Here is a 15061-nt window from a genome sequence, read left to right as displayed (position 1 = left end):
TTGTCGAACGTCGGACGTGACCACGCGGTAACGGATTGGCATAGCATCCGAAACATGCCGGGGACGGTGCAGTCCATCGAACGAGCAGCCGCGATCCTGCGGATGCTCGCCGGCGGCACGGGCCGCCTCGGCCTCGGGGAGATCGCCCGGTCCCTCGATCTGGCCAAGGGCACCACCCACGGCATCCTGCGCACGCTGCAGGTCGTCGGCTTCGTCGAGCAGGACAAAGCGTCCGGGCACTACCAGCTCGGCGCGGCCCTGCTGCACCTGGGCACCAGCTATCTCGACATCAACGAGCTGCGTTCCCGCTCGATCAACTGGGCCGACCCGCTGGCCGCGCGCAGCGGAGAGGCCGTCCGGATCGGCACGGTCCTGGAGGGGCAGGTGCTGGTCGTGCACCACGTGTTCCGGCCCGACGACACGTTCCAGACCCTGGACATCGGCACGCTGCTGCCGCTGCACGCCACCGCCCTGGGCAAGGTGCTGCTCGCGTACCGGTCGGCCGGGGCGCCGGGGGAGCTGGAGCAGTTCACCCGGCGCACGGTGGTGGCCCCGCGCGAGCTGGCCCTCGCCCTCGACGAGGTGCGCGCGGCCGGCTGGGCGGCCGAGATCGAGGAGCTGACCCTCGGGCAGGCGGCGATCGCCGCGCCGATCCGGGGGTACGGCGGCCTGGTGGTCGGCGCGATCGGCATCTCGGGGCTCGTCGAACGGATCTGCGACACCAGGTACCGGCCGCACCCGCGACTGGTCGGTTACGTCCGGGACGCCGCCCGCGCGGTCTCCCGGGACCTCGGAGCCGCCCGGCACTGATTGCAGGGAGAGACCATGACCGAGCGCTACGTCATCGCGATCGACCAGGGCACCACGTCGACGCGGTGCATCGTCTTCGACCGGCGCGGCCAGCTCGTCTCCCTGGCCCAGCAGGAGCACAAGCAGTACTTCCCGCGGCCCGGCTGGGTCGAGCACGACGCGGCGGAGATCTGGCGCAACGTGGAACGGCTGGCCCCGCTCGCGCTGAGCCGGGCCGGGATCAGCACCGACCAGGTCGCGGCGGTCGGCATCGCCAACCAGCGGGAGACCACGGTGCTCTGGGACCGGCGCACCGGGGTGCCGATCGGGCGGGCCGTCGTCTGGCAGGACACCCGGACCGACACCCTGGTCAACACCCTGTTGGGCGAGCCCGGGGCGGACGAGGTGCAGCACCGCAGCGGGCTGCCGCTGGCGACCTACTTCTCCGGCCCGCGGCTCAACTGGATCCTGAACCACACCCCCGGCCTGCGGGAACGCGCCGAACGCGGGGACGTGCTGTTCGGCACGATGGAGACCTGGCTGATCTGGAACCTGACCGGCGGGCTGCACGTCACCGACGTGACCAACGCCAGCCGGACCATGCTGCTCGACGTGCGCACGCGGCAATGGTCCGAGCAGGCGTGCGAGTTCTTCGGCGTGCCGCGGGCCATGCTGCCCGAGGTGCGCCCGTCGGTCGGGGTGTTCGGCACGGCCACCGCGGCGTTCCCCGGGGTGCGGATCGGTGCGGCGCTGGGCGATCAGCAGGCGGCGCTGTTCGGGCAGACCTGCTTCACCCCCGGTGAGGCCAAGTGCACGTACGGCACCGGCAGCTTCCTGCTGCTCAACACCGGTACGGAACTCGTCCGCTCGACGCACGGGCTGCTCAGCACGGTCGCGTACCAGCTCGCCGGCGAACCCGCCCAGTACGCCCTGGAAGGCTCGATCGCGATCACCGGATCGCTGGTGCAGTGGTTCCGGGACCAGCTCGAACTGATCGCCACCGCGCCCGAGATCGAGACGCTGGCCCGCACGGTCGACGACAACGGCGGTTGTTACATCGTCCCGGCCTTCTCCGGCCTGTACGCCCCGCACTGGCGCAGCGAGGCGCGCGGGGTGATCGTGGGCCTGACCTCGTACATCACCAAGGGTCACCTGGCCCGGGCGGTACTGGAGGCGACCGCCTGGCAGACCCGCGAGGTGGTCGACGCGATGAACGCCGACTCCGGCCTGGCCATGACCACGCTCAAGGTGGACGGTGGGATGACGGCCGACAATCTGCTCATGCAGTTCATCGCGGACGTCCTGGACGTGCCGGTGGTCCGCCCGCTGGCCAGTGAGACGGTGTCGCTGGGGGCGGCGTACGCGGCCGGCCTGGCCGTCGGGCACTGGCCGGACCTGGAGGACCTGCGGCGCAACTGGCACCGCGCGGCCCAGTGGATGCCGGCGATGGACCCGGCCGTCCGCGACCGCGAGTACGACAACTGGCGGCGGGCCGTCGAGCGCACCTTCGACTGGATCAAGCCGGCCTGATCGGCAACACTTTTGACACATCGATGAAATCAGCGGTCTTGCCCGCCCGGGAGGACCGGCCGACACTGGGTCCCATGGTAATTGCACCAATAGTGCAAGAAGCCTTCCGGTACGGCCGGGACGCCGCGCGTGACGACGTGGCGCTCCGGACCCTGCTCGCCGACCTGGTCCCGGGCCTGCCCGCCGAGGTCGCCGCCGCGGTGCTCACCCTGGCCGGAGGCGACCCGGCCGTGCTGCACGAGGTCGCCGGGACCCTCACCCCCGAGCAGGTACGCGGCACCCGGCCACCACCGTGCACCCTGCCCGCCGCCGGCCTGCTCGGCCGCCGGTGCCGGGCCGCCCTCGCTGTGCTGCCGGCGCGCACCCGCCAAGCGCTGCTGCTCGCCGCCTCGGACCCGGACCTGGCTCCCGGCGAACTGCTGGCTGCCGGCGCCGCGGAGGCCCTGGCGGTCGCCGAACAGGCCGGCCTGGTCTCGGTCACCTCCGGCGCCGTGCAGTTCACGCCCGCGGTGCTGCGCGCAGTCGTCTACTACGACGCTCCACTGGCCGCCCGGCGCGCGGCCCACAGCCTGCTCGCCGAGGTGCTGGGCGGGCGGGGCGAACGGCTGCGCGGGCTCGTGCACCGCGCCGCCGCAGCTGTGGGAGCCGACGAGGACCTGTCCCGCGACCTGCTCGCCGCCGCAGCCGACGGTCCACCGCGGACGGCGTCGGCCGCGTACCGGTATGCCGCCGAACTGACCGCGGACCCGGACGCGGCCGCCGGCTCGATGGTCGCCGCCGCCCGGCAGGCGTGGCTGGCGGGGGAACGGCACCAGGCCGGGCTGCTGCTGCGCCGGGTCAGCCGGCGACCGGAGGCGCGGGCCCGGGCCGGCGGCCTGACCGGCGAGATGGAACTCCGCGAGGGCGATCCGGCCACCGCCCGCGACATGCTGCTCGACGCCGCCGCGTACCTGGTGCCGGACGACGTCCCGGCCGCACTCGAAGCCCTGCTGCTCGCCGGGGAAGCGGTGCACCTGGCCGGCGAGCACGGTCGCTACCGCGTGGTCGCCCGGCGGGCCCTGGCCCGGCGCCGCGGCGACGAACCGGCCCCGGTGGCGCTGGCCTACCAGCAGGTTGCCGGCCTGGCCGACATGTACGCGGGCGAGCACGACACCGCGTTCGCCCGCCTGCGCGACGTGCTCCGGCTCGCGGCCCGCGTCGACGAGCCCGCGGCCCTGATCCGCGCCGCCGGAGCCGGGATCCTGGTCGGCGACGACTCCCGCGCCCGCGCGCTGGCCGGCCGGGCGATCGCCCTGGCCCGCGACCGCGGCGAGGTCACCCTGGTGCCGCAGGCCCTGGAGATCACCGCGTACGCCGGGCTCGCCGAGGGGCACTACGAGGCCGCCACCACCGCCGCCACCGAAGGTGCCGTCCTGGCCCGGGCCACCGGCCAGCCTGCCCTGGTGCGCAGCCAGCTCGGCGTCCTCGCGGTCCTCGCCGCGCTGGTCGGCGACCGGGAGAGCTGTGTGCTGCGGGTCCGCGAGGCCGGCGCGGGGGACACCGTGCAGGGCCCCGGCGAGGCGCGGGCACTGTGCCAGTGGGCGCTGGCGCTGCTGGACCTGGTCGAGGGCCGGCCCCGCCGGACGGTCGAACGGCTGGGCGCCCTGGTCGTCGCGGCGTCCGCCCGGGGCAACCTGATCGTGCAGGTGGCGGCCACCCCGCACCTGGTCGAGGCGGTGTGGCGGTGCGACCCGCCCACCCGCGCGCCCGGCTCCGACGCGCGTACGGCGGCGCTGGACCGGGCGTTCGAGCCGTTCGACCGGTGGACCGCCGGGACCGGGCAACCGGCCTGGCTGGCTCTGCGGTCGCGGTGCCGGGCGTTGCGCTCGGCGGACCCCCAGGCCGCCGAGGAGCACTTCCGCGAGGCGCTGCGTCAGCACGACCGCGGCGACGCCGACTTCGCCCGGGCGCACACCGAGCTGCTGTTCGGCCGGGACCTGCGGCGCCGCCGGCGACCGGGGGCGGCGCGCGAGCACCTGCTCAGCGCGGTCGAGACGTTCCGGCTGCTGGAGGCCGGGCCGTGGGCCGCGCAGGCCGATGTGGAGCTGCGGGCGGCCGGGGCGCCCGTACCGCCGGATCCGGCCGGGACCCGGGAGCTGACCGCCCAGCAGGAGCGGATCGCCCGGCTGGTGGCCGACGGGGCCACCAACCGGGAGATCGCCCAGCAGCTCTTCCTCAGTCCCCGCACGATCGACCACCACCTGCGGAACGTCTTCGCCCGGCTGGGGGTGCGCTCCCGCACCGAGCTGGTCCGCCGCCTGGCCGGCTGACCTCGCCCCCGCCCGGCCCCACCGGGACTCGTCCCGCCCCACCGCGGCCAGGCCGCCCCACCGCGGCCGGGCCGCGGGCGGGATCGGACCCGGGCGGGCTCAGACGCGGGCGAAGGCCGCCGCGCGGGCCAGCACCCCGATGTCGGGCTGGTCGGTGAACAAGCCGTCCAGGCCGGTCCGCAGGAACGTCACCTGCTCGTCGATGGCCCGGCCGTAGGCCGCCGGGTCGGCGCCGGTCCGGTAGTCGGCCGGCAGGAACTGGTTCTCCGCCCGGAACGTGTACGGAATGACCTTGAGCCCGGTCGCGTGGGCGTCGGTGACGAGGCTGGTCGGCGTACCCAGGGTGTCGTCGGCCCGGCGCGGGATCACCTGGTTCTTGTCCGGTCCGATGCCGTCGACGTAGCGGGACAGCCCGCGCAGGCCCGCCGGGGTGAGGTATTCCGCGTAGGTCTTCGGATCGCCGAACGGCCGGCCGGACGCACCGGTCAGGAACACCTGCGGCGCCCGCAGCTTGTACCGGGTGCGCAGCGCGGCCAGGTTAGTCGCCTCGAACGACTGCACGAACACCTTGGCGTCGGCCCGGTCCAGCCCGTTGCGGCGCAGGGCGCGTACCAGCGGCGCCTCCAGCTCCAGGCCCAGGCCGCGGAAGTAGGTCGGGTGCTTGGTCTCCGGGAAGACGCCGATCTCGCGGTCCAGCTCCCGGGAGAGCCGCTCGCGCAGGTCCAGCACCTCCTGGAAGGTCGGCACCTCGAACAACCCGTTGTACAACGTGTTGTGCTGGCGCAGCTGGGGGATGCGCTCGACGGCCCGCAGCGTCTTGAGCTCGGCCAGGGTGAAGTCGTGGGTGAACCAGCCGGTCACCGGCACCCCGTCCAGCAGCACTGTGCGCTTGCGGGCGGCGAACTCCGGCCGCGACGCGACGTCGGTGGTGCCGCCGATCTCCGGCTCGTGCCGGGCCACCAGCACGCGGTCCTTGGTGATGACCAGGTCGGGCTCGATGAAGTCGGCACCCGTCCGGGCGGCCAGCTCGTACGAGGCCAGCGTGTGCTCCGGCCGGTAACCCGACGCACCCCGGTGGCCGACGACCAGCGGGCCCCGGCCGCCGTGCCCGCCGAGCTCCACGGTGGCCAGGGCGGGCGTGGCCGCCGCCCCGAGCACGGCCGGTACGCCGGCGGCCAGCGCGCCGAAGCGCAGCACCTGTCGGCGATCTGCCACGGTTCCTCCACGGGATCCGCCGGCGACCGTCGCCGGGCCTCCCCGCAGCGAGTTCAGGCGATCACTGCGACAGGGAGGCGACGTCGCCGTGGCGAAGGGGCGAACGCCTCGTGAGAAACCAACCGTGCGGATCCTCGGCGAGGCGGGGTGTACCGGGCCGGGGTCCGGGGAACGTCTTGTCCAGCAACGCCGGATGTCTGCCGTGGTCGTCCGGAAGGTCCGGTCCGCTGCCCCTTCGTCCCCTTGAGGTTCCGGCGAAGATCGGCTTAGGGTTGTGGTCCGAACGCTCACAGTGAAAAGCCTTCGTGGAGAGTCACCATGGGATTTCTCGAGCGTCGCGCCGATCGGCATCGGCAGGCCGGCGAGGCCGTGACCAGGCCCGCCCGGCCCGAGGACCGGTACGGCACCAAGACCGGCCCGCGTCCTGGCGGTTCCAACGAGCCCCTCTTCGAGCCCACGCATGTGCGCCGGGCCAACGCCGACCCGGTGGGCCTGCCCACCTCTCCGGCCGCCCCGCCGTCACCCGCACGGGTGGTTCCCGCCGCGACCGTCCCGGAGCAGCCGGCCACGCCCCGGCCGGTCGGGCGCACCGACCTGACCCTGCTGCTCGGCCGCACCGTGCTCGAGGCCCGCGTCCAGCAGATCTGCCAGGAGTACGGCCTGATCCCGCGCTCCGGCGCGGCGGTCGGCTCCGGGCTCTCCCGCTCCTACCTGTCCCGCGACGCCGGGGTGGAGCTCGCCGCCGACGCCCACGGCCTGGTCACCACCGTCTTCCTGCACTTCCACGGCGACGACGGGTTCACCTCGTACCAGGGTGAGATCCCGGGCGGGGCGGGCAGCATCCCGCGACGCACCCAGCTGTGGGCGGCCCTGGGTCACCCCGACGAGCAGGGTGACCCGTACCGGGACCGCTTCCTGGGCGACTACGGCCCGTGGGACCGCTGGATGCTGGCCGGCTTCGCGCTGCACGCCCAGTACGCGGTGGACGGCGAGCGCCTCGACCGGGTCACGCTGACCCTGCCCGACCGCCTGCCCCGCGCCGCCTGACCGGACCGGCCGTCAGAGGCGCAGCTGCGGCCAGTCGAGCAGCCCGGCGCCCAGGTCGCGGACCGTGGCCAGCAGGCCGAGCCGGGCCGCGCGCAGCGCCGGGTCGTCCGCCATCACGAAGACGTCGTCGAAGAACGCGTTGACCGGGGTGGTGAGCGGCCCCGCGACCGTGGTGAAGCGGCTCAGGTCGGCGTCGGCGGGCAGCTCGGCGCGTACCGCCTGGACCGTCTCGTGCAGCGTGACCTCGGCCGGCTCCTTGAGCACCGCCGGGTCGTACCCGGCCGGCGTGCCGTCCGGCACGATCCGCCGGGCCCGCTGGATCGCCTCGGCCAGGGCCAGGAACTGCGGGTCGGCGATCAGCCGGCCCAGCTGCGCGAGCAGCAGGTCCGCGAAGGACGGCCGGCCCGCGTGCGGGAGCACGGCCCGGACCCGGTCCACCGGGTGGCCCTCCTCGACCAGCACCTGCTCCAGCCGCTTGGCCAGGAACTCGCCGGCGTCCGCGAGCACCGCGGCCGGCACCTCGACCGGCTGCAGCGCGCCCGCGGCGGCCAGCGCGGCGGTGAGGTCGATGCCGGTCAGCTCCGGGTGCGCGCGGTGCACGGCCAGCAGGCCGAGCACGGCCCGGCGTACCGCGAACGGGTCGCTGCTGCCGGTCGGCAGCCCGACCGTCGCGGCCAGCCCGGCCACCAGGTCCAGCCGGTCGGCGAGCGACAGCAGCGCGCCGGGCACCGAGGCCGGCAGGTCGTCGCCGGCGCTGCGCGGCAGCTCGGCCTCGTAGACCGCCTGCGCGACCGCGGGGGTCTCGCCCGCGTTGAGCGCGTAGTCGCGGGCCATGACGCCGGCCAGGCTGGTCATCTCGGTGACCAGCTGCGAGCCGAGGTCGAACTTGACCAGCTGCGCGGCCCGTTCCAGGGTGGCCGATGGCCGCGGGGCCAGCGAACCGGCCAGCTCGGCGATCCGCGCGGCCCGGTCGGCCATCGAGCCGAGCTTGTCGGTGAAGGTCAGCCGCTGGAGCTTGTCGCGCATCGCCGCGAGCGGGATCTGCCGGTCGGCGCGGTAGAAGAACGCCGCGTCCTCGTACCGGGCGCGCAGCACGGCCTCGTTGCCGGTGCGGACCCGCTCGACGTCGACCGGGCCGTTGGCGACCGTGACGAACATCGGCAGCAGCGTGCCGTCGGCGTCGCGGACCGGCAGGTATCGCTGGTGCTTGCGCATCACCGTGGTCAGCACCGCGGCGGGCAGCTCCAGATACTTCTCGTCGAACGTGCCGAGCAGCGGCGTCGGCTGCTCCACCAGATAGGTGATCTGGTCGATCAGCGCGCTCTCGCCGGTGACGTCGATCCGGCCGGTGTTCCAGACCAGGTCCTGCGCGCCGGTGACGATCAGCTCGCGGCGGTCCTCGGCGTCGGCGACGATCCCGTTGACCGCGAGCGTCTCCATGAACGTCTCCGCCGAGGCCACGCTGATCGCCGGCTGCGCGGCGGTGCGCAGCACCCGGGTCTCGCGCCCGGCCAGCAGCGCCGACACGGCGAGCGGGACGACCTCGTCGCCCCACAGCGCGACCAGCCAGCGGATCGGCCGGGTGAAGGCGAGCTGCGGGTCGTTCCAGCGCATGTTCTTGGCCGAGCGCAGGCTGCCGGCCACCCTCGCCAGCACGTCGGCGAGCACGGCGGGTGCCGCGCGACCGGCCTCGGGCCGCCGCACGACCAGATGCTGTACGCCGTTGAGCTCCGCGGTTTCCAGTGACTCCACCGGCACACCCTGGGAGCGGGCGAAACCCTCGACGGCCTTCGCCGGCGCACCGGCCTTGGGGCCCTTGACCGTACGGACGTGGTCCTGCTCGCGGGCGACGACCTCGGTGACCACGGCGATCAGCCGCCGCGGCGTGGCGTGCACCCGGACGTCGCCGTGCGCGAGCCGGGTGCCGCCGAGCCGTTCGGTGAGCTCGCGCTGCACGTGGGCGCGGGCGGCGCGGGCCTCACTGGGCGGCATCTCCTCGGTGCCGACCTCGAAGACCAGGGTCCGCGGCGTGTCACCGGCCGGGGCGGCCTCGAACGCGGCGGCCGGGGGCAGCGGGCTGACCAGGCCGAGCGGGTGACCGAGCTCGTCGCGGCGGGCCATCCACAACCGGGCGACGTCACCGGCGAGGCGGCGCATCCGGGCGAACTCGGCGGCGCGGTCGGCGGTGGACACCGCGCCGCGCGAGTCGAGCACATTGAACGCGTGCGAGCACTTCAGCACGTACGTGTGGGCCGGCACCGGCAGGCCCTCGTCGATCAGCCGCTGCGCCTCGGCCGCGTACAGCTCGAGCAGCTGGCGGTTGGTGGCCACGTCGGCGTCGTCGAGGTAGTAGCGCGACATCTCGTACTCGGCCTGGCCGAAGACCTCGCCGTAGCTGACGCCCCCGGCGTACGCGATGTCCTTGAAATGGGTGACGCCCTGCAGCGCCATGATGATCCGCTCGATGCCGTAGGTGATCTCCACCGACGGCGGGTCCAGATTGATGCCGCCGGCCTGCTGGAAGTAGGTGAACTGGGTGATCTCCAGCCCGTCCAGCCAGACCTCCCAGCCCAGGCCCCAGGCGCCCAGCGCGGGCGAGGCCCAGTTGTCCTCGACGAACCGCACGTCGTGCGCGGCCACGTCGATGCCGAGCGCGGTGAGGCTGCCCAGGTAGAGCTCCTGCGGGTTGCCGGGGTCGGGCTTGAGGATCACCTGGAGCTGGGTGTGGGTCTGCAACCGGTTCGGGTTCTCGCCGTAGCGGGAGTCGTCGGGGCGCACGGACGGCTCGACGTAGACGACCCGCCACGGCTCCGGCCCGAGCACCCGCAGGAAGGTCGCGGGGTTCAGGGTCCCGGCGCCGACCTCGGTGTTCATCGGCTGCACGACCAGGCAGCCCTGATCGGTCCAGTACGCGGTGAGGCGGGCGAGGGCGTCCTGCATGGTGAGCATGACCTCACAGTCTAGTGAGGCCGCCACCTGGGTATACGAACCCCATGTCGGAGCTGCTGGTAGGAGATCTGTACCGCTTTCAGGACCTGCTGAACGCCGAGGAGGCCGCCGTCGTCGAACGGGTCCGCGCGTTCCTGGCCGCCGAGGTCGTGCCGATCGCGAACGACCACTGGGCCCGCGCCGAGTTCCCGTACCAGCTGATCAAGGGTTTCGCCGGGCTGGGCCTGGCCGGGCGCAAGCAGTCGAACCTGCTCTCCGGCTGGCTGGCGATGGAGATGGGCCACGCGGACGCCTCCATGGCGACCTTCTTCGGCGTGCACGCCGGGCTGGCGATGGGCAGCATCGAGACCTGCGGCTCGCCCGAGCAGCGGGAACGCTGGCTGCCGGCGATGGCCGGCTTCGACCAGATCGGGGCGTTCGCGCTGACCGAGCCGACCGGCGGCTCGGACGTGGCCGCGGGCCTGCGCACGACGGCCCGCCGCGACGGCGACCACTGGGTGCTCAACGGGCAGAAGCGCTGGATCGGCAACGCCACCTTCGCCGACCTGACCGTGGTCTGGGCCCGTGACGTCGCCGACAACCAGGTCAAGGGTTTCGTCGTCGGCAAGGACACCCCGGGCTTCACCGCGACGAAGATCGAGAACAAGATCGCCCTGCGGATCGTGCAGAACGCCGACATCACGTTCACCGAGTGCGTGGTGCCCGAGGCGGACCGGCTGCAGAACGCGAACACGTTCAAGGACACCGCGAAGATCCTGCGGCAGACCCGCAGCGGGGTGGCCTGGCAGGCGGTCGGGGTGATGCTGGCGGCGTACGAGATCGCCTTGAGATATGCCCGGGAGCGCGAGCAGTTCGGCCGCCCGATCGGCTCGTTCCAGCTGGTCCAGGACCTGCTGGTGCGCATGCTCGGCAACGTCACCTCGTCGCTGGGCATGGTGGTCCGGCTGACCCAGCTGCAGGACGCGGGCGAGTTCCGCGACGAGCACTCGGCGCTGGCCAAGGCGTACACGACGACCCGGATGCGCGAGGTGGTCGGCTGGGCCCGCGAGATCCTGGCCGGCAACGGCATCGTGCTGGACTACGACATCGGGCGCTTCGTGGCCGACGCCGAGGCGCTGTACTCCTACGAGGGCACCCGCGAGATCAACACGATGATCGTGGGCCGCGCGGTGACCGGCCTGAGCGCCTTCGTCTAGTACCGCAACGGCACTTGTCGTTCCTGAGCCGACTGTGGCCCGGCAGGTCAGGCCGCAGCGGGAGCCGGCGGGGTGGTGGTCAGCTCGTGAGCGAGAGCGAGCACCGCCTGAGGATCGACCGTGGCCAGCGCGGGAATGACCGACGGCCATTCCGTGGTCCGCAACCCGCGGGCCAGGTCCCGGTGTGAGACGGGCACATCCGTCTCGTCGGGGGATGTCGGCAACGCCTCGCCGTCGCGGGACGGCAGCGTTGCGGCCACCATCGACCGCCGGCTCTTGACAGCGGTGTGCGCCTGAGCCCGGATCGTCGCGTCGCTGATGCTCTCCACGAAGGCGGTCGCCGCATCCCACCGCGAGTCCCGGGCCAGCGCGGCCGCGACCGCGATGTGTGCCGCCACCCGCCGGTTCGGGGCGCCGATACCGGAAAGGATGTCCTGCGCGACGGCGTGGTGGCCCTGCTCGGCCGCTTTGGTGGCCAAGGCGAACAGGCCGGATCCACGCTGATGCGGATCCATGACGAGCCTCATCAGCGCGATCGCATGGGCGAGGTCACCGTTCTCGGCGGATCCGACGGCCACGACTGTCAGGGCTTGCTCGCGCCACTCCGGAAGCACGATCGCCCGGGCCCGGCTCTCGGCCGCGGGAAGGTCGTGCTGACGGACGTGATGCTCCGCCACCGCCGCCAGCGCCCGGCTGCGGACTCCGAGGTCGGTGATCGCGCCGGCGACCGTCTCGGCTCCGCCAACGTCACCGAGGGCGAGGCGGCTCTGGACCGAGATGAGCCAGGCCTGCGGTCCGAGCGTGTCGGGGAAGCGGGCGAGCAGCTCGTTGACCCGCCTCTGATCGCCACGCCGCGCCGCCTCCAGGATCATGGACTCCAGGACCTCGACCCGCCGGGTGCGATCCCGGATCGACGGCACCATTCCCTCCGCCAGACCGTGTTCGCCGATTCCCTCCAGAGCCCGCACCACAGCCGACAATGCGGTCTGCCGCCACGTCTGGTCCTCGATCGAGCGCGCCTCCGCCTCCGCCTTGACGGCCAGCCGGGCCGCCCAGTCGTTGGCATCACAGGCGAGAGCGGTCAGCGCCAGCTCGGTCAGCAACGTGGCCTGCCCGTAGGGCCGGTCGATCAGCGCGGCAAAGCGCTCGGCGCCCTCGAAATCGGTCGCCGTGGCCAGCAGCCCGGCGACGGCCGAGGCGATGTCCTCACGCCTCGGTCCGTCGACGACATTCTCCAGCCACTTCTCCAGCGCGTCGTAATAGGCGGCGCGGCGCTCGGCCGGCGGCTTGTCCTTCACCGCCAGGGCGACGCCGGTCAAGCCGACGACGTTGTCCCGATTTCGTGAGGCCACCATGTCCCGGACGGCGGCATCGATGAAAGGCGTCGCCTGTTCGAACTGCCCGTCCCGGCGCAGGACGACGCCGAGCGACCTGGCCTCCGACTGCCCCAGATGCTCCGGCGGGATGGTCGCCGCGAGAACAGCGGCTCCTCCGACGTCGCCCCGGGCGGCACGCCGGAGCGCGACATGTGCCAGCAGGAGGGAACGCTGCGCCGCGGACGGATGGAAGCCGGCCAGATGGACGGCCTGGTCATCACGACCGGGCCTTTCCGCGCCGCGCTTGACCTGGCTGGTCAACCAACTGTCGAAGTCGTGCGGTCGCAAGGCCCTGCTGATCCGGCCGACGATCTTTCGTTCCATCGCCACGGCTCGATCGGGATCGGTGCGCCGGGTCTCGGCGGCGATCCGCAGGAGGACGGTCGCTCGCCCGGCCGAGCCGGGCAGCCAATAGGCGACCGATGCCGCGTCCCGGAAGCGTCCGTTGGCGGCGAGCGCGCCACCGATGGCCATCGCCGCATCGGCCTGTACCTCGGAGCCGGTGATGGTCTTCCAGGCTTTCTTGGCCTTGGCGAAGTCATACGGCGCGAGCACCGTCGCGCCGGCGGCCACGGCCTGATCCTGGCCCGACGATATGAGCAGTTCAGCCAGCTCCAGCGCCGCACTCCGACGACCGGATGCCTCGAGAGCAGCGATCAGCCGTACCGTCGCTCGGACCATCGCCGGCGGCGTCGCCTCACCGGCGATGGCGACGCGCCAGGCACCCTCGTCGAACAGCTTCCGAGCCGGCTCGAGCTGGTCGCTCGCCAGCGCCGCTTCGATGATCACCGCCTGCCCGATCCGCTCATCGAGTGGCGTACGGGCGACCAGTGACCTGGCGAGGCCGACATCGTCAGCGGCGGCCCTCCGGATCACGGCGACACCGGCGCTGTCTCGCTGACCCGCGGGTAGCTCGCCGATCAGGTCGAGCGCGCCCGACACGTCACCGATGCGAAGCCTCGCCGTGAACACCGCCAGGTAGACCTCCTGCCGCGCGACACTGTCTTCCACCTCGCCGATCGCCCGGCCGGCGGCACCCAGCAGATCCTCGGCCAGCTCGGACTTCCCGAGCTGATGAGCGTGAATCGCGACCTCGGCGAGGGCCAGAACCTTGGGAACCGGCAGATCGACAGCAACGGCGGCTGAATGTGCAGCCGTCAGCTCTCCGTGCCGGGACAGCTCCCGGGCAACCGTTCTCAACGCGGTGGCGCGGCGTACGACATTGGCGATCGACTCGGCCAGCGACTCCGCCCGCGCCACGTGGCCGAGCTGGGCCCACACCGACGGCAGATTCGTCGGAATCCCGGTGTTTCGTTCGACCAGGCGCTGTCGGTACACCGACAGACGGGCCATGGCGGACAGGTCGGGCTCGGGCGCGGCGAGTATCGCGTCCTGAGCGGTGGTTATCTCGACGAGAGCGGCCACGTCGCCGCCCGTGACGTCGAGGAGCCGCTGATGGCGATGCCGATCGAGCCCGAAGCGGATCAGTTGCTCGTCGTCGCCGCCGGCGCGTAACAGCCGGGTGTAACCGCGCAGGAGGTATTCCGGAGTGTCTGCCGGCCATCCCCGTCCCTCGTACAGCTCGGCCCACTTGTGGATCGACTCGCGGTACGCGGCCAGACGCGACTCGCCCAGGAACTTGGCCGAGGCGTTCTGCAGCTCCTCATGCCCGAGGAGGTAGATCTCCGGCGCCTCGGACGGACGCCAGCGGCTGAGCCGGCGGGTGAACGTGCGCCCGCCGGTCGCGCCCAGATACTCCCGGACCTCCCACTCCATGGCCCCCGTCATCTCGGCCAGGTCGGCCGCGCTGAGACCACCGCCGGCGGAAGTGAGAACACCGAGCAGGTCCTGTTCCGTGCGGGTCCCGTGCAGAAGCCGGCGCAGCTCCCGCTCCGCTTCCGACTTGAACTCGTCAGCCCACGGGGAACGCTCCAGCTCCCACACGACGGACCGATCGCGCAACGGGTGTCCCGCACCGACGTCGGCCGGCATCGGCGGGTTCGGCCGGCTGGCGACCAGCACGCGCATGCCCGCCTGCGGCTGCGCCGGAAGAAGCCCGGCCACGCTCTGCGGGTCCGGCCCGGCGACGATGCCGCGGTCCTCGTCCAGGCCATCCACGATGAGCAGGAGCCGCCTGCCCCGGGTACGGCAGGCCCGAGCCGCCTCGTCGAGCATGCGCCACAGATGCGGCCCCCGGGTGGCATCGCTGAGATACGCGGGCATCGGCTCGCCGAGAAGCTCGGCCAGCTGCTCCAGCACCACGTCGGTGAAGGCGATCCGGTCGCTCTGCCCGGGGAAGCGGGCCGTGATGAAGAACGAAACGACGTCGACGCCGTCCGGGGGTTGAAGCACGAACGTCGAGAGCAGGGCCGATTTGCCGGCCCAGGCCTCGGCCCGGTACCACCGGTACGACGGCCCGTCGTCCGCCGTGCTGAAGGCCGCGAGCTGCTCCAGCTCGGATTCTCGGCCCCTGAGTTCCGCGGGCGCGATGCGCCGGACCTGCTCGAGGTACGCGGACTGCGGCACCGGCAGCGGGTTGACCACGATGTCGCCGTGAACGATGCCGGTGTTCGCCACCGAACCACCCGACGCCGAGGCGGCCCCCGACCGCTCTACCCGCTCCTCGCCGTTCTCCTCGTGGCCCAAGCGG

The 15061-nt window shown here is 72.9% G+C and carries 8 protein-coding genes; 5 read left to right on the top strand and 3 right to left on the bottom strand.

Going from position 1 to position 15061, the window contains the following annotated elements:
- Positions 1-54 precede the first annotated feature (54 nt).
- The 3 genes from AB0C12_RS05025 (at position 55) to AB0C12_RS05015 (ending at position 4628) form a co-directional block, all read left to right on the top strand.
- Positions 55-810 (top strand): IclR family transcriptional regulator, encoded by a 756-nt coding sequence (locus tag AB0C12_RS05025; protein ID WP_360544263.1) that lies wholly within the window; start codon positions 55-57, stop codon positions 808-810.
- A gap of 15 nt (positions 811-825) precedes the next feature.
- On the top strand, positions 826-2319 hold the full coding sequence (gene glpK / locus AB0C12_RS05020; RefSeq protein WP_360544261.1) for a glycerol kinase GlpK: 1494 nt from the start codon (positions 826-828) through the stop codon (positions 2317-2319).
- A 92-nt stretch (positions 2320-2411) separates the two neighbouring features.
- Entirely contained in the window at positions 2412-4628 is a 2217-nt protein-coding gene (locus AB0C12_RS05015; RefSeq protein WP_360544259.1) for a LuxR C-terminal-related transcriptional regulator, read from the top strand.
- Positions 4629-4727: 99 nt separating this feature from the next.
- Here AB0C12_RS05015 and AB0C12_RS05010 read toward each other — a convergent pair whose 3' ends face one another.
- The gene (locus tag AB0C12_RS05010) at positions 4728-5843 is read right to left on the bottom strand and encodes a glycerophosphodiester phosphodiesterase (protein ID WP_360544258.1); all 1116 of its coding nucleotides are present in this window, start codon (positions 5841-5843) and stop codon (positions 4728-4730) included.
- A gap of 318 nt (positions 5844-6161) precedes the next feature.
- Here AB0C12_RS05010 and AB0C12_RS05005 point away from each other — a divergent pair, with 318 nt between their 5' ends.
- Positions 6162-6890, top strand: coding sequence for a hypothetical protein (locus tag AB0C12_RS05005; protein WP_360544256.1), 729 nt, complete (start codon positions 6162-6164; stop codon positions 6888-6890).
- A gap of 12 nt (positions 6891-6902) precedes the next feature.
- Here the strand turns inward: AB0C12_RS05005 and AB0C12_RS05000 are convergent, their stop codons facing one another.
- Entirely contained in the window at positions 6903-9839 is a 2937-nt protein-coding gene (locus AB0C12_RS05000; protein WP_360544254.1) for a glycine--tRNA ligase, read from the bottom strand.
- Positions 9840-9883: 44 nt separating this feature from the next.
- Here AB0C12_RS05000 and AB0C12_RS04995 point away from each other — a divergent pair, with 44 nt between their 5' ends.
- Positions 9884-11035: an acyl-CoA dehydrogenase family protein gene (locus AB0C12_RS04995; RefSeq protein ID WP_360544252.1), complete on the top strand. Its 1152-nt coding sequence runs from the start codon at positions 9884-9886 to the stop codon at positions 11033-11035.
- Between the two features lie 47 nt (positions 11036-11082).
- Here the strand turns inward: AB0C12_RS04995 and AB0C12_RS04990 are convergent, their stop codons facing one another.
- Positions 11083-15057, bottom strand: a complete 3975-nt coding sequence (locus AB0C12_RS04990) for a hypothetical protein (protein ID WP_360544251.1) — start codon at positions 15055-15057, stop codon at positions 11083-11085.
- Between the last annotated feature and the right edge of the window lie 4 nt (positions 15058-15061).

Origin of the sequence: Actinoplanes sp. NPDC048967 (assembly GCF_040649415.1) — a bacterium.
GTDB lineage: Bacteria > Actinomycetota > Actinomycetes > Mycobacteriales > Micromonosporaceae > Actinoplanes.
The sequence above is the reverse complement of the archived record's forward strand: the minus strand, read 5'-3'. Positions and strand labels throughout refer to the sequence as shown.